General features: G+C 60.1%; 18 protein-coding genes and 1 tRNA gene. 1 reads left to right on the top strand and 18 read right to left on the bottom strand.

What is annotated here, in order from left to right; genetic code table 11:
- Window positions 1-139: 139 nt before the first annotated feature.
- The 4 genes from O3649_RS06340 to mca form a co-directional block, all read right to left on the bottom strand.
- Entirely contained in the window at window positions 140-646 is a 507-nt protein-coding gene (locus O3649_RS06340) for an NUDIX domain-containing protein (RefSeq protein ID WP_070614673.1), read from the bottom strand.
- A gap of 127 nt (window positions 647-773) precedes the next feature.
- Window positions 774-1,301 (bottom strand): prepilin peptidase, encoded by a 528-nt coding sequence (locus O3649_RS06335; protein ID WP_371573349.1) that lies wholly within the window; start codon window positions 1,299-1,301, stop codon window positions 774-776.
- Window positions 1,302-1,412: 111 nt separating this feature from the next.
- Entirely contained in the window at window positions 1,413-2,222 is an 810-nt protein-coding gene (gene uppS / locus O3649_RS06330) for a polyprenyl diphosphate synthase (RefSeq protein ID WP_371573346.1), read from the bottom strand.
- A 279-nt stretch (window positions 2,223-2,501) separates the two neighbouring features.
- Window positions 2,502-3,473, bottom strand: a complete 972-nt coding sequence (gene mca, locus O3649_RS06325) for a mycothiol conjugate amidase Mca (RefSeq protein ID WP_303990532.1) — start codon at window positions 3,471-3,473, stop codon at window positions 2,502-2,504.
- A 418-nt stretch (window positions 3,474-3,891) separates the two neighbouring features.
- On the opposite strand from mca, the gene greA reads away from it, so the two are divergent.
- Window positions 3,892-4,389 carry a transcription elongation factor GreA gene (gene greA / locus O3649_RS06320; RefSeq protein ID WP_371573344.1) on the top strand — a complete coding sequence of 166 codons (498 nt, stop codon included), beginning with the start codon at window positions 3,892-3,894 and terminating at the stop codon, window positions 4,387-4,389.
- Between the two features lie 155 nt (window positions 4,390-4,544).
- Here the strand turns inward: greA and ilvA are convergent, their stop codons facing one another.
- The 14 genes from ilvA to O3649_RS06250 all read right to left on the bottom strand — a co-directional run bounded on the left by ilvA (window position 4,545) and on the right by O3649_RS06250 (window position 24,136).
- Complete coding sequence (gene ilvA, locus O3649_RS06315) at window positions 4,545-5,798, bottom strand: threonine ammonia-lyase (RefSeq protein ID WP_049350045.1); 1,254 nt, start codon at window positions 5,796-5,798, stop codon at window positions 4,545-4,547.
- Between the two features lie 233 nt (window positions 5,799-6,031).
- Window positions 6,032-7,309: an AI-2E family transporter gene (locus O3649_RS06310; protein ID WP_049346801.1), complete on the bottom strand. Its 1,278-nt coding sequence runs from the start codon at window positions 7,307-7,309 to the stop codon at window positions 6,032-6,034.
- 172 nt (window positions 7,310-7,481) lie between these two features.
- A complete protein-coding gene (locus O3649_RS06305) occupies window positions 7,482-8,471 on the bottom strand; it encodes a Bax inhibitor-1/YccA family protein (RefSeq protein WP_049346804.1) in 990 nt (329 codons plus the stop codon).
- Window positions 8,472-8,668: 197 nt separating this feature from the next.
- Window positions 8,669-9,553, bottom strand: coding sequence for a Cof-type HAD-IIB family hydrolase (locus tag O3649_RS06300; RefSeq protein WP_049358312.1), 885 nt, complete (start codon window positions 9,551-9,553; stop codon window positions 8,669-8,671).
- Window positions 9,554-9,867: 314 nt separating this feature from the next.
- Window positions 9,868-9,941: transfer RNA gene (locus O3649_RS06295), tRNA-Leu, on the bottom strand.
- A gap of 260 nt (window positions 9,942-10,201) precedes the next feature.
- Window positions 10,202-11,587: an NAD(P)/FAD-dependent oxidoreductase gene (locus tag O3649_RS06290; protein WP_005508952.1), complete on the bottom strand. Its 1,386-nt coding sequence runs from the start codon at window positions 11,585-11,587 to the stop codon at window positions 10,202-10,204.
- A gap of 456 nt (window positions 11,588-12,043) precedes the next feature.
- Window positions 12,044-13,693, bottom strand: coding sequence for a S8 family serine peptidase (locus O3649_RS06285; protein WP_371573340.1), 1,650 nt, complete (start codon window positions 13,691-13,693; stop codon window positions 12,044-12,046).
- 63 nt (window positions 13,694-13,756) lie between these two features.
- Window positions 13,757-14,710 (bottom strand): exopolyphosphatase, encoded by a 954-nt coding sequence (locus O3649_RS06280; RefSeq protein WP_049338698.1) that lies wholly within the window; start codon window positions 14,708-14,710, stop codon window positions 13,757-13,759.
- 153 nt (window positions 14,711-14,863) lie between these two features.
- A complete protein-coding gene (locus O3649_RS06275) occupies window positions 14,864-15,463 on the bottom strand; it encodes a DUF501 domain-containing protein (RefSeq protein WP_049352121.1) in 600 nt (199 codons plus the stop codon).
- A gap of 84 nt (window positions 15,464-15,547) precedes the next feature.
- On the bottom strand, window positions 15,548-16,192 hold the full coding sequence (locus O3649_RS06270) for a septum formation initiator family protein (protein ID WP_049358310.1): 645 nt from the start codon (window positions 16,190-16,192) through the stop codon (window positions 15,548-15,550).
- 223 nt (window positions 16,193-16,415) lie between these two features.
- Window positions 16,416-17,696 carry a phosphopyruvate hydratase gene (gene eno, locus O3649_RS06265; RefSeq protein WP_005506838.1) on the bottom strand — a complete coding sequence of 427 codons (1,281 nt, stop codon included), beginning with the start codon at window positions 17,694-17,696 and terminating at the stop codon, window positions 16,416-16,418.
- Between the two features lie 371 nt (window positions 17,697-18,067).
- Window positions 18,068-18,814, bottom strand: a complete 747-nt coding sequence (locus tag O3649_RS06260) for a MazG nucleotide pyrophosphohydrolase domain-containing protein (RefSeq protein ID WP_371573337.1) — start codon at window positions 18,812-18,814, stop codon at window positions 18,068-18,070.
- 88 nt (window positions 18,815-18,902) lie between these two features.
- Window positions 18,903-22,637 carry an ornithinee aminotransferase gene (locus O3649_RS06255; protein ID WP_371573335.1) on the bottom strand — a complete coding sequence of 1,245 codons (3,735 nt, stop codon included), beginning with the start codon at window positions 22,635-22,637 and terminating at the stop codon, window positions 18,903-18,905.
- Window positions 22,638-22,885: 248 nt separating this feature from the next.
- Window positions 22,886-24,136, bottom strand: coding sequence for an amidohydrolase (locus O3649_RS06250; protein ID WP_294646013.1), 1,251 nt, complete (start codon window positions 24,134-24,136; stop codon window positions 22,886-22,888).
- Between the last annotated feature and the right edge of the window lie 105 nt (window positions 24,137-24,241).

Raw genomic sequence — 24,241 nt, 5'->3', positions numbered from 1 at the left:
ACAGGAAGAACCACCCAATAACATGTAACAAACTGTCATAAAAATACTGGGAGGGGCGACTCGCCATGACGGCGGGTCGCCCCTCCTTCTGTATCTATGTGCCTCATTCGGCGGCTTTTACTCATCCCCAGTAACCGGTCTAGAGCTCTTCCGGCGGCACCGACTCCAAACCAAAACGGCAGTGGCCGTCATAGTTCAGCGCCGCATCAATACGGTCCAGCATCCGCTCCGAAAGCAACGCACGCTCCGCCGGGTCAGACACATCCACCCAACGCACCTGCGAAGACTCCTCATCATTCACCTTCGCCTCACCAGAAACCCAGCGGCACAAGAACGTATGATCCAAGAACTGGCAGCGGTCACCATTACCGAACTGCATCGGCGGGTCAGCCTTCACCTGCGCCAGCTCCAGCACCTCAATCTGCACGTTCGCTTCCTCCTGCGCCTCACGCAGGCAGGTCAGTGCAGGGCTCTCCCCCGGGTCCACAATGCCCGTGATCGGGGTCCACGCCCCGTTATCGCTACGGCGCACCAGTAGCACCTTAGAATCCTGCTCACGGTACACCACAGCCGTCGCACCGGACAGCCACAGGTAATCCGATCCAATCTGCTCACGCAGCTTACGGATATAGGGAGGAGTAGGCATAACATTAACCTTTCAAAAGCCCCGGCAGTTCCGCCGAGAAATAGGTGCTAGAGAGCAGAGCGAACAGTCGCGAGCCGCACGAAGAACGAGCCCGCCACTTAGCCGGACGGTTACCCTACTTCGGAATCTACCACAGAGAATACGCCGGAGCCGCCAACGCCACCAGCGCACCCAGAAGCATAAACGGACCGAAGGCAATGCGGGTGCTACCGCGCGCCTTCGTAAACAGCACCAGAGCCAAAGACACCAGACCACCGGCAAGGAACGTCACCAGCGACGCCCAGCCCAGATTCGCCCAGGACAGGTACCCGAGCACGCCGCCCAGAATACCGGCAAGCTTCACATCCCCGCGGCCCAGCGCGCCAAAAGACAGGATACGCAGAAGCAGGTAGCAGAACCACAGCACCAGACCGGCACCAATCACACGCCAAATATCGGCGGGGCGACCGGCAAAAAGCAAAGACACCGGCAGTGCCGTGTAGGTCGCAATAGCCAAAGGAATCAGGATGCGGTGCGGCAGGCGGTGCTCCCGCACGTCAATACGCCACAGCCGCAGGGTGCACCACAGAAAATACAGTAGGTAGCTGCCGAGCACCAGAGCGGCAATAACGGAGGCGCCTCCAGCGTTGTAGAGGCGGGAAAGCTCAGCGAGCATAGAACGTCCATTCTGTATTGCTGGAGGCTGTACTACCGGAGACTGCTAGACAGGAACCAGCCAGCCGGCCGGCCGAGAAACATGCACCGATGGCGCTAGGGCATCCAAGTTCTAGGAACCGAAGCGGCGGGAACGGTTCGCGTAATCCCGCAGAGCACGCAGAAAATCAACGCGCGTGAAATCCGGCCACAGGGCGCGGCAGAAATAAAACTCAGAATACGCGCTCTGCCAGGTCATAAAACCGGACAGGCGCTGCTCGCCCGAAGTGCGAATCAGCAGGTCCGGGTCGGGCATATCGGCGGTGTACAGGTGCGAAGAAATATCCTCCACACTCAGCTGTTCGGCAAGCGAGTCCAAGGATGCCCCCTCAGCGGCAGCCTCGCGCAGAACCGAGCGGACCGCGTCCACAATCTCCTGGCGGCCGCCGTAGCCGACCGCAATGTTCACGCGAACACCGGGTAGGTGCGCGGTCTGCTCAATCGCCCAGTCCAGGCGCTCGTGCAGCTGAGGAGGAATTAGGTGAATATTGCCGATGGCACGCACCGGACCGCAGGCGGACTCCACCAGACGCACCAAGAACGCATCAATCACAGCGACCAGACCGGTCAGCTCCTTCTCGGGGCGTTTCAGGTTCTCAGTGGAGAGCATGTACAGGCTCACCTGCGGAATCGACAGCTCAGTACACCAGGCCAGAAAATCAATAATTCGCTCCGCACCGGCGGCGTGGCCCTCACGGGTGCTCAAGCCGCGCTGAGCCGCCCAGCGGCGGTTACCGTCCACCAGCACTCCAATATGTGCCGGCAGGGATGCGGGGCTCAGCGAGCGCGCCAGAGCCTGCTCATAGACGGTAGGCTCAGTGACAGTGCCGGGGTTGCTGGCGTGGCCGTGCACAGTAATCACGGGCAGGGCGTTGGCGCTCATAGCTCATACCTCATTCGGCTGTCGTGGCAGATAATTCAGCGGGCTCTAACGAAAGAGTCCAAGCTCTTATTCTACGCCGCCGCGCCGTACCTTCGCGGCAATCGGCATCGCGGTTGGGCTGAGAATCGGCTCAAAATTTGTGGCGGCTGGTGGCGGCATTCAGGGTTGCGTACAGGGGCTGCACGCATCGCGCGCCTAAGAATGGTTGATGCCCTTCACCTACGACTCATATCGTGGGTGAAGGGCATCATTGTAACGCGCGGGGCGCTGCGCCCCAGCCTAGATAACGTAGTAGTCGCTCAGGCCCTCGTCCAGGCTAGATTCGGGCAGCTGAACCTCAGCGTGCGAGGCGGCCAGCGTGTAGTCCTCCCAGGGCCAAATGTCCTTCAGCTGTTCGCTGGGAACGGCGAAGAACACGCCGTTCGGGTCCACCTGCGAGGCGTGCGCGCGCAAAGCCTGATCGCGCTGCTCAAAGTGCTCGTGAACCAGGATGCGGGTCGTAGTCTCATGGCGAGGCGCCTCCCCCGAGGAGGCACGGTGCGCGATGTTTTCAATCCAGCCGCTCAGCAGGCTCTCACCGTGCGTATCGAGCAGATGCTCGTGCAGGGCGAGGGTGCGTTCGGGGTTGAATGCGCGGTCGTAGTAGAGCTTCAGCGGGGTCCAGGGCTCGCCCTCACCCACGTAGGCTTCCGGGTCGCCTGCCTTCTCGAATGCTTCCACGGCAACCTTGTGGGTCATGATGTGGTCGGGGTGCGGGTAGCCGCCAATCTCGTCATAGGTGATGATGATGTGCGGGCGGTACTCACGCACCAGACGCACGAGCGGCGCGGCGGCACGGTCCAGGGGCATGGTGCCAAAGCTACCGAAGGGAAGCGGCGGCATGGGGTCGCCCTCGGGCAGACCAGAGTCGAAGAAGCCAATCCAGCGGTGCTCAATACCCATAATCTCGCGGGCAGCCGCCATCTCAGCACGGCGCAGACCCGGCAGGTCACGGTGCGCACGCGGGCTCTTATCGATCTCCTCATTCAGGATGTCACCGCGCTCGCCGCCGGTCATCGTCGCCACCATGAAGCGGGCGCCACGGGCAATATACGCCGAGGCGGTACCGGCGCCCTTGGAGGACTCGTCGTCCGGGTGGGCGTGCACCGCGAGGATGCGCAGACCGGTGTAGTCCTCCTCCAGCGGTTTGAGGGAGTCCACGGGAGGGTGAGTCGGCAGGTTTGCCTTCAGCTGTTCAATGGCTTCGCTCACGGTGGTCTCCTTTAGGTGATGCGCCAGGGGTCGATGATGTGTCTGTGACTCGCGAATGCGAGCGCTACACGGCAGAAATTTTACGGTTGTAGCTTCTCGTATGATACCCAAGGATAGCGCCGGTGTACTAGCGCAGATGACGCCGTGTGACGTCGTGAAACGTTCCGTCATATCAGCAGATTCACGGGCATGAAACAGGCTGATGCTGGCGGAGTGTTCAGCTACCGGCGTGCGTACCGACGAAGATGCGTTCAGAGGGGAAGATACGACCGGCATAACAGCCGAAAATCCTCCGGTGCTCTAGAATAGGTCTGTTGATTCATTCCGTTACCGGCACCGCCGCGCATTGAACGCGGCACGCGGTAGCGGGTTTATTCGTTTCGCACCGGCAGAGCCGGCGCATAAGCAAAGGACACGCATGGCTGAAAACACCGGTGCATGGCTCACTCAGGACGCCTTCGACCGCCTCACCCAGGAGCTGGAGCACCTCTCCGGCCCGTACCGCCAGGAAATCGTTGACCGCATCGCGCAGGCACGCGATGAGGGTGACCTCCGCGAGAACGGCGGCTACCACGCAGCACGCGATGAGCAGGCTAAGAACGAGGCGCGTATCAAGCAGCTCAAGCACCTGCTCGAAACCGCACAGATTGGTGAGGCGCCCGTTGATGACGGCGTGGTAAGCCACGGCATGGTCATCGAAGCTGAGGTTGCAGGCCGCACCCTGAAGTTCCTGCTCGGCTCCCGCGAAATTGAGGACACTCTGCCTGCAGGTAGCGACCTGAAGGTCTTCTCTGAGAAGTCCCCCCTCGGCGCAGCAATTATGGGTGCTAAGCAGGGTGACGAAGTCACCTACACCGCTCCGAACGGTAAGGAACTGAGCGCCAAGATTATCTCCGCAACCCCCTACCAGGGCTAAGAGACTAGCTAAGAAGCTAGGCTGCGAGACAGCGCTAGATTTAAAACAAACAGTGCGGGGTGCTGACTATAACGGTCAGCACCCCGCACTGTTTTTTATCTATTGAATTGCGTTCTACCTATAAGGCTCAGGTGCAACTATTGCAGTTCATCGGCTTAGTAGACGATGATGGGCTTGAAACCCTCATCCTCCAGGGCAGAAATCACCTGGCGGCAATGCTCCACACCCTTGGTTTCCATGTCGATGGTAATCGACACATCGCCCATGGACAGCGAACCACCCACACGGGTGTGATCCACACCGGTCACGTTCGCGTCGTTCTCAGAAATAATGCGGGAAATGGTAGCCAGCTCACCCGGACGGTCAGACAGCATCATCTTCACGGTCATGTAGCGGCCAGCCGCAGACAGACCACGCTGAATTACCTTCAGCATCAGCATCGGATCAATATTGCCGCCGGAGAGCACGCACACGACGGTACCCAGGTCGCCGTACTCTTCCTTCAACTTGCCGTTCATCAGCGCCGCCACGGGCACCGAACCGGCAGGCTCCACCACAAGCTTGTTACGTTCCATCAGGAAGATCAGGGCGCGAGCGATATCGTCTTCACTCACGGTCGCCACATCGTCTACCAGCTCCTTAATGATGGAGAAAGGCATCTGGCCGGGGCGGCCCACCGCAATACCGTCAGCGATGGTGGAAACCTTCTTTAGCGGCACCAGAGCATCCGCAGCCAGCGACAGCGGGTACGCCGCCGCGTGCTCCGCCTGAACACCAATAATCTTGATCTTCTTACCGAGCTTCTGCTCCTTCGCGCGGATAGCAGCGGACAGACCAGCCAGCAGACCACCGCCGCCGACGCCCACAATGACGGTGTCAACGTCCGGAACCTGCTCCAGAATCTCCAGGCCGATAGTGCCCTGGCCGGCAATAATGTCTTCATTGTCGAAGGGGTGCACGAACACCGCGCCGGTCTCTTCGGCGTAGCGCTTCGCCTCCGCCAGAGCCTCATCCACGGTCACGCCGTGCAGCTCAACCTCCGCGCCGTGATCGCGGGTCGCGGTAATCTTCGGCAGCGCCGCACCCAGCGGCATGTAAATACGGGCCTTAATGCCCAGACGGTCAGCAGCCAGAGCCACACCCTGAGCGTGGTTACCCGCACTCGCCGCCACGACGCCGCGTTTCTTCTCCTCCTCGGAAAGCTTCGCCATACGCACGTACGCGCCGCGCACCTTGAAGGAACCGGCACGCTGCAGGTTCTCGCACTTGAAGAAAACCTCTGAACCGAGGCGCTGGCTCAGCGCACGCGAATGAGCGACGGGGGTGCGTTCAATAACGCCTTCGAGCAGCTCTGCGGCACGTTCAATATCGGTAATGGTCACGGGCAGGGAGTCGAGATCTACGCTCACGGGTTTTCCATTCTGACGGTGCGTTGTCCCGCGGGCGCGGGATGGTGATGTATTGCTCATCCCATTTTAGAGGATGGGTACAGCGAAGGGGGCTACCCGGTCGCAAGTAGCCCCCTGGCGAGACACCGCCGTAGACGGCATCGCGGCCGGCGGTATCGCCGGGACGAGTTAGCGGTGCGTTATCGAGGGTGGCGGGGTGCCCTACGCCAAAACCTCCCGCTCGATGCAGGCCCCTAGTCTTCGGAGGAGTCCGAAGCCTCGGAAGCCTGGTTCTCAGGCTCCTCAGCCTTCTGACGGCTCGGCACCCGGGAGGCCAGATTCTTGACGCTCTCCTGCCGTTCCTGGGCCTTCTCCTCAGCCTGCTCGCGGCGAGCCACCTCGTGCGGGAAGAGGAACTCCTCATCGCGCAGGCTGGGATCGTGTTCCCAACCGCGATTCGCCAGGTAGCGCACCACCGAGTTCACCACGGCCAGCGTCGGCACCGCGAACAGCGCGCCCACGGCACCAAAAATCATGGATCCACCAGCCACCGAGAAAATAACCGCCAGCGGGTGCAGGGAGACAGCCTTACCCATAATGAGCGGCTGCAGAATGTGGGATTCGAGCTGCTGAACCAGCAGAACAATACCGAGCATAATCAGCGCCTGCACCGGCCCCAGAGCAACCAGCGCCAACAGCACAGCCACAGCACCGGAGATGAGGGCACCAATCACCGGAACGAAGGAGCCGAGGAAGACCAGCACACCCAGCGGGATAGCCAGCGGAACACCCAGAATTGCGGCACCAATACCGATGCCGATAGCGTCAATAGCCGCCACCAGAATCTGAACGCGCACGTACGCGCCCAGGGACTTCCAGCCCGCGCGACCCGCACCGTTGACTGCGGCACGCGCATCCTTCGGGAAGAGGCGGGTGACGAACAGCCAGATACGCTCGCCCTCCATCAGGAAGAAGACCAGGGTAAACAGGGTCAGCAGGGTACCGGTCGCAACCTCAGCCGCAGTCGAACCCACCTGAGATACACCGTGCAGCACGGAGCTGGGGTTATTGGTTACAGCGCTCTCCATCTGATCCAACAGCTGGTTCATCTGGTCGGCACCGAACTCGTAGCCGAGGTTCTTCAACCAACCAATCAGCTGCTGGTAGCCCTGCACCGCTTTATCCGCCATGGACACAAAACCACGCAGAATCTGCTGACCGGTCAGCGAAATAATACCGGCGAGCACCAGAATCATACCGATTTCGGCAATAGCCGCCGCGCCACCGGCACGAACACCCTTCTTACGCAGAAGCATCACGGCGGGGCTCAACAGAGCCGCCAGAAGCAAAGCCACCAGAAGAGAAATAACCAGCAGGGAGACGTGCCCCAGACCCTTCCATAGGATCCAGCCGGCACCGGCAATCATAATGATGCGCCACGCCCAAGCACCGGCAACTTCCATGGCAAAAGGAACCCGGTAGCCGCGCTCCTCCTCGGCTACATGTTCTTCTGCAACAGGTGTAATTTTCACGGTGTCTCCAAATCGTTATCGGTGTCGCACTCGTGCGGGGTAGCTTCAGCTACCCCATCGGAGGCGGTGTGTGGTGTTGTTATTGTGTGCTCTCCCCGCGCCTCGATGCACCGGGGAAGTAAAGCGGCAAAGGCGGCGGCACCATCACGGTACCGCCGCCTCAAAGTGAGCTTTAGTCGTTTCTAAAGATGCTTGCCAGGTACATGAGAACGCGCAGAATCTCAACGTACAGCCAGACCAGAGAAGCGGTCAGGCCGAAAGCAAGGCGCCAGGACTCACGCTCGGGCAGGCCCGCCTCCACAGCCTCGGAGGTGGTGGTGAAGTCCAGCAGCAGCGAGTAGGTTGCCAGCGCGACAGCGAACAGACCAACGACCAGACCCAGCGGAATACCGCCGATGGAGAAGCTGTTCAGCGAGGAACCGAAGATACCCGCGGTCAGCATGGACACCAGGCCGTAACCCAGGTAGCTGAGCGCACCAATCATGAAAATCTTATTCAGCTTGGGGGTGGTGCGAATCTTGCCGTTGGCGAAGAGAGCCAGGGTCACACCCGCAACCACGAGGGTTGCCAGAACCGCCTGAACTGCCACGCCGGGGTAGCGCATATCCACAACAGCGGACAGACCACCGAGTAGCAGACCTTCCATGAGCGCGTAGGTCATGACCAGAATCGGGGAAACCTTCTTCTTGAAGGAGTTCACCAGACCCAGGACCAGACCGCCAACCATGCCCAGGAGCAGCAGCACCGGTGCATTCCATGCAACAGCGGCACCGACAGCGACCAGGCCCAGGTTGATACCGGTCTTAACCAAGACATCGTTCATGGTCAGGCGCTCACCGGCGGGGATGGGCTCCGAGTAGGTGGGGGCTGCTACGCCGTAGTCAGCCTCACCGTACGGCTGGCCGTACTGTGCCTGCTGACCGTACTGGGGCTGACCATACTGCTGGCCATAGGGCTGCTGGCCGTAGGTGTTCTGGCCGTAGCCCTGCTGATCATACTGCTGACCGTACTGGCCATAGGTCTGCTGCTGACCGTACTGTGCCTGCTGACCGTACTGCGCCTGCTGGCTGGTCTGCTGCGGCTGCGCACCAAAACGACCGAAACGAGAGTCACCCTGAGTGACATTCTTCGTCATTGAATTCAGAAGCGGGTTTCCCGCCATCTTTCTCTCCTTAAACGGGTACAAAACTAATTCTGTTAATTATATCGGATAGATTCTGTGCTCACGGGCGCTGTTCGTTACCAGCATGGGCTTCTAGCGACCTTGCCAGAATATTTCAGGGCGGTGTTTACCTGAGGTTCACCCAGGCCCGCGCCGCCCCGCATGCAAAGGCTTCTGCGCGTCTCTTTGTGAAGCGTCTAGTGCGAAGCTTCCAAACGGTCCAGGAGCTGTTCCAGATACTCCAGAACTGCCTGTTCCTCGTTCGAGCCAATCACCTCATCAGCAGCATTTCGCACAACCTCCGGGGCATTAGACATGGCAACACCCCAGCCCGCGTAGCGGAGCATTTCCATGTCGTTCTCACCGTCACCGAAGGCAAGAATGCCCGCCGGATCAGCATCCAGACGCTCGCACAGGTCCTCCAGACCGGTCGCCTTATTGACACCGGTACGCACCAGATCAATGGCACCGAAGCCGCTAACCATCGGAGTGACGGTCTGCGGAAGAACCTCACGCAGGTAAACGCTCAACTGCTGCGTCTGCTTAGGCGGAGTCAACAGCGGGAACTTAATGGGTGCGCCCTCAAAATCCTCAACAGAGTCAACCATGACCGAGCCGGGGAAGAAGAACGCCGCAAAGTCCTCCAACGTGAGGGTTTCGGGAAGCTCCTGACCGGTGTCTTCAAAATAGCCGCGAATCATGTGCACAATCTGGTCGCAACGGTCCTTGGGCAGGTAGATACCTTCGGTGGTGCAAACCAGCAGACCGATCCGGTCCAATCCCTGCACTACCTCAATAATGCGCGGCACATCTTCGTCCAGAAAGGGATGCACGGCAAGCTTGCCACTCTCATCGGCAAGATACGCACCGTTTTCAGCGATATAGATGAGACCCTGGTTCTCGAAGCCGCGCATATAGTCCTGCAGCTTGGCGTAGGTGTTTCCGCTCGCCACAACAAAGTGGATGCCCTGCGCCTGCAGGCGGGATAGGATGCGCGAGAAACGTTCGGTGTCGAACGTTTTGGAGTCGGTGAGGAAGGTGCCATCCATATCGACGGCAATGATGGAGGGCTTAGTCTGCATGTTGTGCCTTTCTGACTCTACTACCCCATTCAGGCGGAGGTGCGTCTGTGGCTGTGTCTCTATATAGGGTCTCATGTTTTTGGGCTCCAGAAGACGGTATGCGGGCGTTTTTGAGAGTGGAGCCCACGGGTACCATCGCTTCCTTCGAGCAGGTGGGCATCCCCATGGCAACCGAACTGGTCGGGGGCATCGTCTTTTACCCCCCCCCCAAAAAAACCCAGACATGTAAACCTTCAAACACGCGAGCGGCGACTCCTCCCCTACGGGAAGAGCCGCCGCCTATCTATACCGCGCATCTACGCGTGTCTATGCAGTGCCCCCACTGGGACTCGAACCCAGAACACAAGGATTTTAAGTCCTCTGTCTCTGCCAATTGGACTATGAGGGCGTATCCCGAACAGTCCGGGACACAAATATTTATTATTCCACGAAAACGCACCCGAATCTAAGCAGAGACACATTTCAAACAGTTCCCCGCACCCCACCGCAGCAAGCATCACGCAAAAGCGCTGGTGGGGAGCTAAGCTAGACAGCTCGCAAGCATCCAGGCGCAAAATAGGCGGTGCGGAAGACCAAAGTCTTCCGCACCGCCCATTGCTTTTATCTCAAATGCGCTATCCCAGGGGCGTACCCCTAAGTCAGGCTATTTTAGAGCTTTGCCTTCTGGCGTGCCGGTGCAGTACCGGTTGCTTCCTGGAATGCCAGGCGCGGGGAACGCTGGTGGCGAATCGAGGAGGTGTCGCGACCGAAGATCTGGTTCAGAGCCCAGGTGGTCATAACGCGAACGGTACGCTCGGTGGTGGGGATTGCAGAGCCGTGGTAGCCGCGGTGCATAATCCATGCCAGCGGGCCGCCAATGGTCTTGCCCTTGAAGTTTGCAACGCCCTTCCACAGGCCCAGACCTGCCACAACACCGATGGTCTCGTGGTAGTAGTCGGTCAGGGGCTCGCCGCGGCGAGCAGCCAGCAGGTTCTTAGCCAGAACAACAGCCTGGCGGGAAGCGTGCTGAGCGTTGGGAACGCAGAAGCCGCCCACACCGCCACCGGAGAGATCCGGAACAGCTGCGTTGTCGCCTGCAGCCCAAGCACCCTCGACCACGCCGTCGTCGCCGGTGACGCGCAGGTCTGCGCTCACGCGAACGCGGCCGCGCTCGTCGATCGGGAAGTCGGTGTTCTTCAGCATCGGGGATGCTGCCACACCTGCGGTCCAGATCAGGGTGTCGGTCTTGATCTCGCCTGCGGGGGACTTGTCAGCCATGTTGATCAGCTGCAGGTTGCCGTCGGTTGCGTCGGAGAGGGAGGTGTTCAGCAGGATCTCGATGCCGCGTGCACGCAGCTCTGCAACAACCTTCTCTGCACGGTCTGCGGGGACCTCGGGCATGATGCGCGGTGCAGCCTCAACCATGACGAAGTGCAGGTCGGAAACGGAGAGACGCTCGTTGCGCTCCACAGCAACGCGTGCCATGTCCTCGAGCTCGGAGATGGTCTCAACACCAGCGAAGCCACCACCAACAATGACGAAGGTCAGGGCACGACGACGTGCTTCAGCGTCGGACAGCATGGACGCGACCTCGATGCGGTCCAGAACCCAGTTACGAACGGAGACTGCCTCTTCAATGGTCTTCAGACCGATAGCAACCTCTGCCAGACCCGGAATCGGGAATGCACGGGTCACAGCGCCTGCGCCGAGGACGATCTCGTCGTACTTCAGCTCGAAGGGCTCACCGTTATCGGTGGGCTCCACGACAGCGGTGCGGTTTGCGTGGTCAATGGAGACAACGCGACCGGGAATCAGCTCGGTGTCGCGCAGGTGCTGGCGCAGCGGCACAGTTGCGTTACGGCCTTCCATGGAACCTGCTGCAACCTCGGGGAGGAAGGGCTGGTAAGTCATGTAGGGGTTCGGCTCAACGATGGTGACAACGCCACCGGTCTCCTTGATAGCCTTCTGGATCTTCTTAGCAACGGTGAAGCCGACGTAGCCGCCACCGACGATCAGGACGCGAGGACGGTCCTGTGCCACCTTAGTGAATGCCATTTTGTTACTTCCTAGTCTTTAGGTACCGAGGTTCGGTAGCCCCGGTAGGGTGGTATGTGCAACTTTCGGGTCGTTCCGAAAGCTCCCCTGACGAACAAAGCGGCCCGCTCTGGAAGTCCTTGCGCAACGCGAAGTGGCTAGCAGCACGAGCCTGTCTATCACATACCTGTTATCTTCTATTTTACGCCTTTGTTTAGGTAATTTCGCACTTATGCCGTCTCAGGGCGCACCCTAAGTTAAAAGTTTTGCGCATCTGAACGGGGTTCACCCCTTAATGGTGGTTACGGTCAAAAACACCCTTTCTGATTTTTACGCGGCGTGTTCGATATTTTCGTTTATTACTGCTTATCCTGCCAGAACCCCCAACCCAAACAATAAAGCCCGGGGCCAACTCAAAAGTCAGCCCCGGGCGAACAGAAAAGCCACTGTACAACAGAAAAACGTCATCAAACAGTACTAACGAGAGGTCCGGCGAGCACTCTTCCGTGCAGCTTCTTGAGACTTCTTCGACACGCGGCGAGTACCCCGATGAGACCCCGGATGATGCGCCGCCGCACGAGCCATCCGCGTAGCCTGCCCCGCGCTCACATGCATCCTGTGCAAACGATGCACCGAACCAGCCGTAATAATCGTCAGCCACAACACCAGCGCCGCCAAAATCACCGGCGGCAACCAGCCACGATCCTCCGGAGGGCGACGCGCATCCGGCGCAGCCGCCTTCACAATGCTCTCACCCTCCTCATGGACCGGCGCAGCATCGCTAGGAGTCGGATCGCTCACCTGCTGCTTACGGTGCACCACAATCCACTCAGAAATAGAACCCAACGGATTCGCCGTCACCGTAGGCGCCGCCAAAGCCATCGCATCCTGCGGGTTAAACACACCGTAGCCGTACAGCGGATCACGACCCGTAGCGCCCTCATCATCAGCCGAAGCAATCAAACGCTGAGCCAACTGAGCCGCAGACTCCTTCGGATACTTCTGCTTCAACAACGCAGCAACACCTGTCACCAACGGAGCAGCAGCCGAAGAACCCGACCAAATCATGTACCCGTTACCCGGAGCAGCCGCAATCATATCCGTACTCGGAGCAACCACAGCAATCGAAATGCCCTGAGTCGACGAGCCCTCAGAAACCTGCTTATTCCGGTTAATACCGCCCACCGTCAACACGCCAGGAATCGTCGCCGGAGCACCAACCTGCGTCAAGCCGCTACCGCGGTTACCCGCAGCCGCAACAATCAGCACGCCCTTCTGCTCAGCGTAGGCAAACGCCTCATCCCAGCTCTGCGGCCAGCTCGTCTTATTCGAGCCAATGGACATGTTAATAATCTGAGCCCCATTATCGACCGCGTAACGCACCGCCGCCGGGATCTGCTCATCAATGCTCTTACCGCCGGTCGTACCCATATTCAGCGAAATCGGCAGAATCTTCGCATCGGGAGCTACACCAATCACACCGGTCGGCTTACCCGGCTGACCTGCAATTGCAGAATAGCCCCGCGTATCGTGACCGTGACCGGCGATCAGAGAAGCGACCTCCGTGCCGTGCATCGGCTCAGCGCCCAGGCCCTTCCAGCCGTCCTCACTGCCCACGCCCGAGGCGTCATAACCGCGCAGAACATTACCCTCAAGATCCGGGTGGGTACCGTCCACGCCCGTATCAATCACAGCAACCGTCACGCCCTTACCCGTAGCCTGCGACCACAAGGACGTAATGCCGTACTCCTTCAGCCAGTACTCACGCTGACGGACATCATCACCATTCGTGGTTGACGCGCCCTGACTCGGAGTCGCAGAAGTCTTTGGCACCGCAGTACCCGACGGCGAAGGAGTCGCCGTCACCTCCCTCTTAGGGCTCGGCGACGCAGAAGCAGAAGGCGTCGGGTCAGTCGCCCAAGCGGCAGGCGCCAGCGGAGTCCACAACGGCAGAAGAGTCAACGCGGCACTAGCGCCCAAAGCTGCAACCTTAGGGATGCGGCGAGTAGCGCCTCGGTCAGAACCAACCGAAGCGCGCACACCAAATACACGAGACGCACAGGCGAAAGACGGCGCAACAGACCAGCCGGGCAGGGGCATACCTCGCCGACGCTCAGAATGGAACATTAAAACTCCTCAAGCTGAGCCGCGCCGCGAACCACCATCGGTTCACGGCGCGAGCGCTCAAGCCTACAGCTGGGACAGAGCGATACCGTCCAGAATGTCGTGCTCGCTGACGGTCACCGAATCCACGGCACCATCAGTCATCTCATTCAGACGGGTCAGGATGCGAGCGTAAATCGTCGCGCCGGCACCAATCACATCCACCCGGCCGGGGTGCATGTAGCCGAGCTCCTCACGCTCGGCTCGGCTCAGCGAAGCCAACCAGCGGGCGGTCTTCTGAACGGTCTCTACGGAGAAGCTTTGAGCGTTAATAGCCTCAGAATCGTAGCGGTCCAGACCCAGCGCAGCGGCAGCCACAGTGGTCGCGGTGCCAGCCACAGCCACCACACGGCGTGCATCCTGCAGGGGCACAGTCTTACGAGCCACCTCGAGAGCCTCGTCAGTATCAGCCTCAACACGGGCAATCTGCGAGTCAGTCGACGGGGCGCTCATCATGTGACGCTCAGTCAGACGCACACAACCAATATTGACGCTGCGGGAAGCCTTCACACCCGACTCGTCACCGAGCACGAACTCAGTCGAACCGCCGCCCAGGTCGAACACCAGGGTGTCACCGTCGCCGTAACCAACAGCGCGCACCGCACCAGCAAAGGACAGAGCAGCTTCCTCATCACCGCTGATAACCTCGGGCTCAATACCCAAAATCTCGCGGATACCGTCCACAAACACCTGACGGTTACCCGCATCGCGAGTCGCACTGGTCGCCACAAAACGTACCGAATCAGCGCCGTGCTCCTTCAGCAACTGCGCGTACTCACGAGCCGCAGCGAAAGTACGGTCCAGCGCCTCCTGCGCCAGCCAGCCGGTCGCGTCCACACCCTGACCCAGACGCACAATGCGCATCTCACGCACAACGTCCTTCAGGACGGTCTTCTCGACCCCGTCCACCACCTCAGTAGTGGAATCAGCAATCAGCAGGCGAATAGAGTTCGTACCGCAGTCAATCGCTCCAACGCGCACGGTGGGTTCCTTTCAGGTCTTCAATACCAATCAGTGCCAAAAGGCAACGCGAGCGCCGTAGGCGAAAAATTTTCGCTTTTCGGCGCTCTTTCTTCTATCTATTATGCGCCCGCACCGTCCTTCAAGACGATGCGGGCGCACCAGAATCAATATTTAGGCTTCTTCACGCCACGCGGGGTCGCAGGAGCAGACCTCGGGGGTCCACCACTCGGCGATAGCGTCCAGGCCGCGGTCACCCATCGGGTTCACGCCGCGACCCACCGACAGAGTGTGGCCGATAACAGCGTGCAGGCACTTCACGCGGGTCGGCATACCGCCGGCAGAGATACCGTCAATCTCCGGGACCTCTTCGGTGCCGCTGATCAGGCGGATGCGCTCACGCTCAGCCAGGTAGTTCTCGTGTGCGGCAGCGTACTGTGCCGCCAAGTCGGCGTCCTCAGCCAGCGAGTCGGTCATCTCGTACATCAGGCCGCCCGCCTCCAGACGGGAAGCCGCAGCGGTAATCACCGGATGCGCCAGGTAGAAAACGGTCGGGAAGGGGGTGCCGTTGCTCAGGCGCGGCGCGGTCGCAGCCACAAGCGGGTTACCGCACACGCAGCGTGCCGGAATCTCAACCACGTCGCGGACCTTACGGCCCAGCTGCGCGGAGAGAACGCGGATGTCCTGCTCGGTGGGGGTCAGGGTTTCAACAGTTACGCCGAAGCCGCCGGGGGTGCGTGCCTTCAGCTCTTCAATGGTGTTTTCGGTGCTCATAATCCTAAGTTCCTGGAACGAGGGGTCACCTCGTCCGCTTGTGCCGGGTGCTTGCCAAGGCAGGGTTCCTGCCGGTGGCTGGAGCTAGTTCTTTTCGAGAGAATCCCAGATTTTCGTGGTCCAGGCGTCCTCGGGGGCGTTCTTCGCATTCGCAGAAGTACCGTCAGCCTTCGTGGAGTCCTCGGTAATGCCGGTGACAACGTAGGGGGTGTCACCGGGGTTCACATAGTAGAGGCGGCTACGTGCCTGCTGACGAACGTAGTTGTCGTCGTTCCACCAGGTCTGCTCCGCCTTCAGCTGGGCGTTCTCCTGCTGCAGCTGGGAAATGTGCGTGTTGATCTGCTTGATTTCCCGATCCTGGTCAATGTAGGTGACCACCGGGTAAGCGGTACCGAGCGCAATCACGCCCACCACAACAGCGGTCAGGAAGCTACGACCGGAGAACATATGAGCCGCCACGGGGGCGTCGTATCCGCCCTCTTCACTGCCCTGCTGGGCTGCGGCGCGGCGGCGGGCACGCTCCTCACGGCGAGCCTGCGCCTGACGTTCACGTTCAGGGTGGCGCTGGTTCAAGCCCACGCCGAAGAAAAGGGCACTAGCCTTTTTCATCAGGGAGGTGCGGGCTTCCTTAGCGGCGCCACGCGGCGCATCGGAGGCGGTAGCGCCCTGAGCGGGTGCAGTGGAACTCGTAGAGTGCGACCGGGTCTGCTGGTTTGCTCGCTGGCTCATTGCTCTATCCCTCGTTCCGTTCTGTGCCGCTAAACGCTTCCTTCATATTCTACCGGGTTCGGAGGGCTTCCCCAGCTCTATGTTGCAAGCGATACATTCTACCCTGCCACGGCATACCTGAGCTGATAGATCGCGCACAGAGAAGGAGGCGGTGCCACTCCCCTACGGGGTAGCACCGCCTCCTTGACGTCTAACCGCTTACGCGGTCGGATGCTTCAGTAACTTATGCCTTGAAGCGGGGGAATGCGGACTTGCCAGCGTAAACAGCTGCCTCGCCCAGCTCTTCCTCAATGCGCAGCAGCTGGTTGTACTTAGCAACGCGCTCGGAACGTGCGGGAGCACCGGTCTTGATCTGGCCAGCGTTGGTTGCAACAGCCAGGTCAGCGATGGTGACGTCCTCGGTCTCACCGGAACGGTGAGAAACCATGCAACGGTACTCGTGGCGCTGTGCCAGCTCCATTGCGTCGAGGGTCTCGGTCAGCGAACCAATCTGGTTCACCTTCACGAGCAGAGCGTTAGCTGCACCCTCTTCGATACCGCGAGCCAGACGCTCGGGGTTGGTCACGAACAGGTCGTCACCGACAATCTGGACCTTGTCACCAATCTGCTCGGTCAGGGTCTTGTAGCCCTCCCAGTCGTTCTCATCCAGGGGATCCTCAATGGAAACCAGGGGGTACTTTGCAACGAGGTCAGCGTAGTATGCGCTCATCTCAGCTGCGGACTTCTTCTGGCCCTCGAACTCGTATGCGCCGTCGTTGTAGAACTCGGAGGATGCAACGTCCAGTGCCAGTGCAACCTGCTCGCCCGGCTTGTAGCCAGCCTTCTCGATTGCCTCAACGATCAGGTCCAGTGCGGCTGCGTTGGACTCCAGGTTGGGTGCGAAACCACCCTCGTCGCCCAGGCCGGTTGCCAGGCCGCGGTCGTGCAGCACGGACTTCAGGGAGTGGTAAACCTCAACACCTGCGCGCAGAGCGTCAGAGTAGTTGTCGAAGCCGATGGGAGCAATCATGAACTCCTGGATGTCAACGTTGGAGTCTGCGTGAGAACCACCGTTGAGGATGTTCATCATGGGGACGGGCAGAACGTGAGCGTTCGGGCCGCCGAGGTACTTGTACAGGGGCAGATCAGCGGACTCAGCAGCTGCCTTAGCAACAGCCAGGGAGACACCCAGGATTGCGTTTGCGCCCAGCTTGCCCTTGTTGTTGGTTGCATCCAGAGCAATCATGGCTGCGTCAACAGCGCGCTGGTCGGAAGCCTCAATGCCGATGACCTCTTCAGCGATTTCTTCGATAACAGACTTCACTGCGCCCAGAACACCCTTGCCCAGGTATACGGACTTGTCGCCATCGCGGCGCTCAACAGCTTCCCACTCACCGGTGGATGCGCCCGAGGGCACAGCTGCGCGTGCGAAAGCACCGTCTTCGAGCAGAACCTCAACCTCAACGGTCGGGTTGCCACGGGAATCCAGGATCTGGCGTGCGTGAACTGCGGTAATAACAGCCATGAATTGTTCTCCTTATGAGATGTCAAGGATGTGAACGGCTCACCCGGTAGTGGACAAGTCGCGTCCCCTAAATTCTAGCAAAACTCCCACACAAACACACTAGTTGCCACCGCTTTTTTATTGCCTTATTGAAGGTCTAAATAACCCTTAGTCAGGCGCTACAAAGCGGAACAAGACCCACACTCCCCCACATTGGGAGGGTGTGGGTACTCGACCAAAGCACAACATGAGCCCAAATGCCGGGGCATGTGCCACGAGCATCCTCACGGCCACCCAACACAACCCCAAACAAACAGAAGGCGCTTTGAAACCTCTTATTCCCTCAGAGAACAGATTTCAAAGCGCCTCACAGAAGAACTCAACCACCGTTTCTAATAGCTCGGCTCATCATGCGTATGCTGAGCAATATAGCGACGAGTGTACGAACGTAGGGCACGCTCCGGATCCAAACCATTACGCTGTGCGCGGCTCACCAACGCAAAGAGCAGCTCGCCGAACTCCTCTTCAGTGTGCATATAGCGCAGGTCGTCCTCCATGCTCGTAGGCTCCGGCGGCAGAATAATACCCGCCTTACGTGCCTTCACAGCAGTCTTCTCAGCCATAGCGAGCGCCGGCAGATGCGGCGGAATACCGTCCAGCGCGCCACGGTCACTCTTCTCCTTCTTCTTCAACGCATCCCACGCCGCCTGCTGCTCAGCTGCGGTGCGGGGCGCCTCCGAAGAGCTCTCAGACTCAGCTGCGAACACATCGGGGTGGCGCGAACGAAGCTTCTGCACAAGGCCCTCAACCACCTGCACAATGTCGAAGCCCTGCGGGTTTGCCGCAGCAATATCGGAATGGAACACCACCTGCAGCAGCACGTCGCCCAACTCCTCACGCAACAGCGGCATATTCGGCGCGCCACCGGTTTCTACCGCCTCGACAACCTCGTAGGCTTCCTCCACCAGGTAGCGGATTAGGGAGGCATGAGTCTGCTCAGCATCCCACGGGCAACCGCCCGGTGCACGCAGCAGCGCCATGGTTTCCACCAGGGCGCCAAAAGCTTCAGCCGCGCGGGCAGCAGTGTCCTGAACGTTCTGCGCCGCAGAAGCCTCAGGAGTATTAGGGGTATCAGTCATAACAATCTTCCTCGTCGAAAAAATGACAAACATAGCGCGCCGCGCCGACCCCCACACGGGGAGCCGGCGCGGCGCACCTTACAAGGTTTTAGAGGTTCCAGTGCGAAAGCGCGCTCGTCATATGAGCCGGGATCTTCGAACCCAGACGCGGGAACATGCGCAGCTCCTCAACGTAACGCTCAGCATCCAGCGGACGCGGGTAGGTGACAAACGCCTGCTCATTCGCATAATCGAATGCCGCCTGAACCGGCACGCCCGGGGTGAAGGTCAGGCTCATAGCCAGCGGCGAGCCCTCACCCTCGCTGTACGAGTCGGTCTTCAGTGCCGGAATGTCCAGCAGGGTTTCGGGAATCAGCTCGAAGGTGCGGACCTGCTCCCAGAAGCCGTTGCGGCGCACGTGGGTCAGGGCGTCGTAGTAGGAGCCGAGAGCGCGTACACGAATCAGCACGGTGGTGGCGTCCTTTGCGGTGCCGTTCTCGCTGAAGAGGTGCTCGACGACCGGCGCCAGACGCTGAGCGACCTGAGCCTCGGTCAGAACCAGGTTACCGGCTGCCAGCTGAGTCTCCGAGGGAACCAGCGGGCTCTGCACCGCGGCGGAGGGGGTGTCCGGCTCAGCCACGATGGTGGGCAGCTGGTTGAGCTCGCTCAGCGCGGATGCCGAGATGCTGGAGGAGATACCTGCCGGGGTGCTCTCCGGCAGGGCAACCGGGGTGGTCGCCGCAGCGGGTGCCGCCTCTGCTACAGGTGCTGCCGGTGCAGTCTGAGCGGTAGCCTCGGAGGCGGGCGCAAGCGCTACGGGAGCCTCAGCAATCTTAGCTGCGGGGGTCACCTCAACGATCTTGAGCTCAGCGACCTTCTCAGCGGGCTCTTCCTGAACGCCGGTAGCCTTCGCAGCGGCACCGGCGGTGCCCACTGCGGCAGCTGCGGCAAGAGCACCAGCCAGGCCGGGTGCCACAGATGCGCTCTCAGCGACGGGCTCAGCGTCTTCCAGGGCAGGTGCCTCAGCGTGCGCTTCAGCGGAAGCAGCGGAGGTCTCCTGCTCAGCCAGCAGTTCAGAGTCGTCCAGGAACGCGGGCAAGGCGGGCTCTTCAGCCTTCTCTGCGACCGGCTCTTCTGCAGCTTCTTCAACGGGCTGGGTGCGGTCCAGGGTGAAGGACTCTGCGACCACGGGAGCGGCAGCCTTCTGCTCCTCGACAGCCGAAGCTTCCTCAGCGGGTGCTTCCTCAGCAACTGCGGCAGTTTCCTCAGCGGCAGGAGCTTCTTCCTCTGCATCCAGCTTCTTCTGAGCGTTGGCAACGATGGCAGCCAGGGCGGCTTCCATGTCTTCGCCAGACTCATCAAGCTCCTCAGCGGAGGTCTCAGAAGCCTCAGATGCCTCAGCGGCAGACTCTTCAGCCTGCTCAGTCTCGGGCTCTACGGTAGCCGCACCGAAGACCGGGTCGTTCTCGTAATCGTGCTCGAATTCAGCTTCAACCGGCGCAAACTCAGTCTGAGCAGGTTCGTCAGAAGCTTCGACAGATTCCTCTACGTCTTCCTTCTCCTGTGCGGAGGCGACAGCGGCACCAGCCGCTACGGTACCGGCCGCAGCAAGACCGGCGGCAGGCAGCAGACCCGAAGAGGTACCCTCTTCAGCAGCCTCAACGACAGGCTCTTCAGTGGATTCAACAGCGGCCTCAGCCTCGTTAGCCGCCTGCTTCTGAGCAAGCTCAGCCTCCAGCTCACGCTCGATAGCCTCACGCTCAGCCTCAACCGAGTCAGCACGCTGAACAGCAGCTTCCTGAGTCTCCTCCTGCGAAGTAGCCTCAGCAGCCTCAGCGGTTGCAACGGGCTTAGCCTCGACAGCGGTGCCCTCCAGCAGGAAGCTCTCACGGGTGGTCTGGCCGTCCGCCATACCCAGGTAGGATGCGTGAACCTCCAGGCCGTCACCTAGACGCGGGTTCAGAGAGACCGCCGCGCGGTTCCAGGTTGCGCCGGCCTGCTGAGCCTCGGTGTACAGTGCCGCCACGGGTGCGAACCAGTCAATGCCGGGCACCACAATGCCGGTTTCGACCTCGCGACCGCGGTGCAGCAGACGGTAGTGCATATCCTCATCCACCTGGCGCAGTTCCAGGCTCATGGTGCCCGAACCGCGGGTGCGCATGAGCTCCGCCAGGCCATAGAGGGCACGCTGCTTGGGGAGAGCGGGCAGGGTCGCTGCGCCCTCTGCGGGCTCGCTCAGGATGATGGACTCGGCAACCAGTTCAGCTTCGTCTTCGCTGAGCTTCTGCTCGGCTTCCTTCAGCTCAGCGGCGGATTCCTCAGCGGATTCTTCACCGGTAGCCGAGGTAGCCTCGTGCTTCTCGGCTTCCTTCTTGTCGATGCCCTCTGCAGTCAATGCGACGCCCTGGGAGTTGCCCTTCTCTGCCTTCTCATCCGCGTTTTCGCTCTTGAAGGCAGTCGAAGCAGCAACCGCAGCGGCGGGTGCCGCAACAGCGGCGGCAAGCGCGACACCAGGAGCTGCAGAGGTACTCTTGGCGGGCTCGTCGTCCGCAGAGTCGGTGTCTTCAGATTCCTCAGATGCAGAGTCCTCAACCTTGGTTCCGAATGCTACCGGCTCGGAGGTTACCTTTTCGGTCTCTTCCACAGCGGGTTCTTCCGCTGTGCTTTCTTCAACAGCGGAAGCATCAAAAATTAGCTCAGCGGTGTTCTCTTCTTCAGCGTCAAGGCTCTCAGCCTCGAACGATTCAGAGGCGGATACTTCACGTTCCTCCTCAACGGATACAGCAGACATCAGCTCAGTCTCGTCAGAAACCGCATTCTCCTCGTCAGTGATTTCAACCGCCAACAGTTCGGGTGCCTCAACGACAGCCTCAATCTGTTCTTCTTCAGCCTCTTCGACGGGTTCAGTAATCTCAGCGGATTCAGCAGAGTCTGCATCCTCAGCAACTACCTCAGTAGTAGTTTCCTCAGCGGTCACCTCGTCGGAAGCAACCTCGCTAAAGGTCTCTTCTTCGCTATCGAGGGTGATGCCCAGGCGTGCCGCGTAGGCTGCCGCCAAATCATCCAGACCAGCGTTCTGTGCCTCGGTGACGGCGGCGCGGGTACGAGCTGCCTTCATGTCTTCAACAGTCAGGGTTTCCTCAGCATCGGCGGAAGAAGCCTCAGATACAGAATGAGTGTTCTCCGACTTTTCCTCAGTTGCCTCTACTGCTGCGGGTGCAGTCACCTCAGGTTCTTCATCGGCTTCATCTTCGGTGTTCTCAGCACGCACAGCACGCAGGTGCTTCTCAAACTGGGATCGCGCATCCTCCGCAGCGTCCTTCGGCTCCTCAGCCTCAGAGGTAACCTCTTCATCATCACGCAGGAACGCAGGGGTAGCCGGCTCGGGTGCTTCAGCAACCGGAGCAGCATCTTCTTCAATGTCCTGGACCTCAGCGACCTGCTCAACCTCAACAGGTTCCTCAGATTCCTGGGGGAAAGCACCAAGCGCCGCCAACAGGCTACGGCGCTCCTGCTCCTCAACCTGCTCTTCAGTCAGTTCCTCAGCAGAGGGATTCTCTTCAACCTGTTCGTCATCGTGCAGGAGGGCACGCTTGAGATCCTCAACAGCACGGTGCTCTTCACTCTGCTCATCGTCCTGGTTCTGGTGGCGTGCGCTCTCAGACTTCACGAAGCGGCGCAGGGAGTCCTCCCACTGCTGCTGTTCCATAATCTTTTCGCTCAGTCGTGCGCTCTTGGGAGCGTCTTCGCTTGCCTGTTCTTTCTGAGCCTTGGCAGTTTCGGCGCTCTGTTCTTCGCGCGACTGTTCATCCAACTTCTTCTTGCCGATTCCAAAGAAGCTCATTGGGTGTCCTCCTCCGGCGTGCGCCGTGTGATGATGCGCCATTTCCTTCATCCCCCGAGGGTGTGTGGGCACGGGGTCGGGAACATAACGCAAATGTCCTCATAATCCCTTTAATTCTATCGCGTGCATAGAGTTTCACCCCGTCACTCGGTGAGAGGTGACGGGGTGAAACTTGTACAGCTTTCAAGGCTTGATGTGGCGAAATAGTCGCGTCTTTACACCTGACTCATAAGCTTTCGAGTGGCTCTTTAGCGCGCCTCATCGCGGATGGGGTTCGCAGCCTTCGCAGCCTTCGCCAGTTCAAAGCGGACGGCGCGCAGGGCGGTTGCCGCCATGACGCGCACACCAATGCCGATTGCCTGCTCGCTCGGGGCGTAATCGCCCTGGTGCAGATCATAGGTGGGGTCGCCGGGGGCACGGGTACCCAGGCGGAACATGGAACCGGGAACTTCCTGAAGCATCCACGCGAAGTCTTCGCCACCCATGGACTGCTCGACCAGCACGATGGAGTCCTCGCCCAGCTCAGCGCGGGCTGCGTTCTCGAGCATAGTGGTTTCCAGATCGGTGTTCACGACCGGGGGTACGCCGCGGATGTGCTCCACCCGCGCCTTCACGCCGAAGGGTACAGCGACCTGCTCGATCACTTCGTCCAGCAGGTTGCCTGCCTGGCGCCAAACCTCAACGTCCAGGCAACGCATGGTACCCGCCAGGTAGCCCTCGGCGGGAATAGCGTTCGGGGCAACGCCAGCACTGACCTGGCCCCATGCCACCAGCACACCCGAACGAACGTCGGTGCGGCGGGTCAGCACGGCGGGAACCTGCACAGCAATCTGGCTCATGGCGTAGATGAGGTCTTCGGTCAGGTGCGGGCGAGAAGTGTGGCCGCCGTGACCGCTCAGGTGAATCTTGATGGTGTCGGATGCGCTAGTAATCGCACCGATACGGGTACCAATCTGGCCCAGGTCCACCTTCGGGTCGCAGTGCAGGGCAAAGGCGCGCGGAATGTCCTTCAGCAGACCCTGCGAAATCATCTGCACCGCACCGCCGGGCAGCTGTTCCTCAGCGGGCTGGAAAAGAATGCGGACGCTACGGCCCAGCGGGGTCTTCTCGTTCAGCTCGTGCAGTGCCAGCGCCACACCGAGCATGACGGTCTGGTGAATATCGTGGCCGCAGGCGTGCATCACGCCGGGCACGGTAGAAGCGTAGGGCAGGTCGGTCTGCTCAACAATGGGCAGAGCGTCAATATCGGCGCGCAGAGCCACAGCGAAGGGGCCGCTTCCAATATCGACGTAGCAGCCGGTACCTTCGCAAGCGACGGGGTTCATGCCGGCTTCTCGCAGTCGATTCATGAGGCGCTCAGTGGTCGCCACTTCACGGAAGGAAAGCTCCGGGTTGGCGTGCACTTCGCGGCGGAACTGCACGAGGGTACCCATCATGCGCTCCACCCAGTCGTCGAAGACAGGGGTGGACAAATCGTAGCGAGAATTAGCGAAAACCATACACAGTAGAATAACGCCGCCCGCCGAGGTTTACCTACCCACTGCCCCTATCTGACAGCACTCGAGAATATCTATGACTTTATGACAGATTGTGAAGAGTTTTTG

It is taken from the genome of Rothia sp. 27098_8_29 (genome assembly GCF_041432785.1).
Classification (GTDB): Bacteria; Actinomycetota; Actinomycetes; order Actinomycetales; family Micrococcaceae; genus Rothia; species Rothia mucilaginosa.
This window is presented reverse-complemented; position numbering and strand designations above follow the sequence as displayed.

Excerpts from the sequence above, each read along its gene's own strand:
- O3649_RS06300 (WP_049358312.1), bottom strand. The coding sequence starts at position 9,553 with ATGCAGACTAAGCCCTCCATCATTGCCGTCGATATGGATGGCACCTTC.
- O3649_RS06260 (WP_371573337.1), bottom strand. The coding sequence starts at position 18,814 with ATGACTGATACCCCTAATACTCCTGAGGCTTCTGCGGCGCAGAACGTT.
- uppS (WP_371573346.1), bottom strand. The coding sequence starts at position 2,222 with ATGAGCGCCAACGCCCTGCCCGTGATTACTGTGCACGGCCACGCCAGC.
- O3649_RS06335 (WP_371573349.1), bottom strand. The coding sequence starts at position 1,301 with ATGCTCGCTGAGCTTTCCCGCCTCTACAACGCTGGAGGCGCCTCCGTT.
- O3649_RS06275 (WP_049352121.1), bottom strand. The coding sequence starts at position 15,463 with ATGAGCACCGAAAACACCATTGAAGAGCTGAAGGCACGCACCCCCGGC.
- O3649_RS06270 (WP_049358310.1), bottom strand. The coding sequence starts at position 16,192 with ATGAGCCAGCGAGCAAACCAGCAGACCCGGTCGCACTCTACGAGTTCC.
- eno (WP_005506838.1), bottom strand. The coding sequence starts at position 17,696 with ATGGCTGTTATTACCGCAGTTCACGCACGCCAGATCCTGGATTCCCGT.
- O3649_RS06255 (WP_371573335.1), bottom strand. The coding sequence starts at position 22,637 with ATGAGCTTCTTTGGAATCGGCAAGAAGAAGTTGGATGAACAGTCGCGC.
- greA (WP_371573344.1), top strand. The coding sequence starts at position 3,892 with ATGGCTGAAAACACCGGTGCATGGCTCACTCAGGACGCCTTCGACCGC.
- O3649_RS06290 (WP_005508952.1), bottom strand. The coding sequence starts at position 11,587 with ATGGCATTCACTAAGGTGGCACAGGACCGTCCTCGCGTCCTGATCGTC.
- O3649_RS06305 (WP_049346804.1), bottom strand. The coding sequence starts at position 8,471 with ATGGCGGGAAACCCGCTTCTGAATTCAATGACGAAGAATGTCACTCAG.
- O3649_RS06250 (WP_294646013.1), bottom strand. The coding sequence starts at position 24,136 with ATGGTTTTCGCTAATTCTCGCTACGATTTGTCCACCCCTGTCTTCGAC.
- O3649_RS06285 (WP_371573340.1), bottom strand. The coding sequence starts at position 13,693 with ATGTTCCATTCTGAGCGTCGGCGAGGTATGCCCCTGCCCGGCTGGTCT.
- O3649_RS06340 (WP_070614673.1), bottom strand. The coding sequence starts at position 646 with ATGCCTACTCCTCCCTATATCCGTAAGCTGCGTGAGCAGATTGGATCG.